Source organism: Treponema sp. R6D11 (genome assembly GCF_054786075.1).
This window is the reverse complement of record NZ_BDHD01000391.1, coordinates 1-1,187: the sequence shown is the minus strand read 5'-3', so window position 1 is coordinate 1,187 and position 1,187 is coordinate 1. Positions and strand designations below refer to the sequence as shown.

Genomic DNA, 1,187 nt, shown 5'->3' with positions numbered 1-1,187 from the left:
ATATAAAACTTTGTACGCTTCTATTTTAGAAAGCGCGCAACATTCCCCGGGGGAAACTAAATGATTGGAACAAAAGGAATAGTAACAGCCGTAAACGGCAACATGGTAAGCGTCCGTTTTGACGGCGACGTATCCATGAACGAGGTCGGCTATGTAAAAGTCGCCGATAAACGGCTAAAAAGCGAAGTAATCAGAATTCGCGGCGAAATCAGCCAACTTCAGGTCTTTGAAATTACCAAGGGTATTACCATCGGCGATGAAGTTGAATTTACAGGGGATATGTTATCCGTCGAATTAGGTCCCGGTCTTCTGGGACAGGTTTACGACGGTCTTCAAAACCCCTTGCCCCAGTTGGCGAAAGCCGCCGGATTCTTCCTTGAAAGAGGCGTTTACCTTGACGCTCTGCCTGTATCAAATACATGGCAATTTACGCCAAAGGTTAAACCGGGCGACAAAGTAGAAAGAGCTGACACTCTGGGAACAGTCCCCGAAGGCTCCTTTACGCACAGAATAATGGTTCCCTTTAACCTGTATGGAAATTACACGGTTTCTTGGGTAAAAGAAGCCGGAACTTACAATATCCGTGAAACAATCGCTGAATTAAAAGACGAAAAAGGAAACGCCGTTCCCGTAAAACTCAGCTTCAAATGGCCCGTAAAAAGGGCGATTGACTGCTACGAAGAACGCCTACAACCTTCATCATCTGTTCAACTTCGGAACTTCGGCGCAAAAAACCATGCGCGTAAGCTACTTTTTCGCCGTCGATAATTCCTTTGTACTTTGACCATGAATCAAGCGGGTGAATTGCCGGGAACTTACGCGCATCAGATCTTTCGCGTGAAAGACCATGGAACGCGCCTACTACTTTCAATGTCGCCTGCGTAACCGGCTCTTCAAAGTTACCACCGGCGGGGCTTACTGTTCCGCCGATTGTTACAGAGCCTAAACCGCCGTCTCGCAGGCGGACAATACCGGCTCTTTCGTAGAAGCTGGCAATTGTAGATTCCATGTAAGCTGGGAACGCTTCTTCACCCGGGATTTCTTCCAAGCGTCCTGACATTTCGCGCATAGCCTGCGCCCAACGGCTTGTGGAGTCCGCAAGCAACAGGACGTTCAAGCCCATCTGCCTGTAATATTCGGCAAGCGTTACCGCCGTATAAACGGAAGCTTCGCGCGCGGCTACTGGC

The 1,187-nt window shown here is 48.8% G+C and carries 2 pseudogenes; one reads left to right on the top strand and one right to left on the bottom strand.

Going from position 1 to position 1,187, the window contains the following annotated elements:
* Positions 1-60: 60 nt before the first annotated feature.
* Positions 61-708, top strand: a pseudogene (locus tag ACYVTD_RS13390) (V-type ATP synthase subunit A); the annotation flags it as partial.
* Here the strand turns inward: ACYVTD_RS13390 and ACYVTD_RS13385 are convergent.
* Positions 656-1,187 (bottom strand): annotated as a pseudogene (locus tag ACYVTD_RS13385) (V-type ATP synthase subunit A); the annotation flags it as partial. The pseudogenes ACYVTD_RS13390 and ACYVTD_RS13385 sit on opposite strands and share 53 nt — an antisense overlap.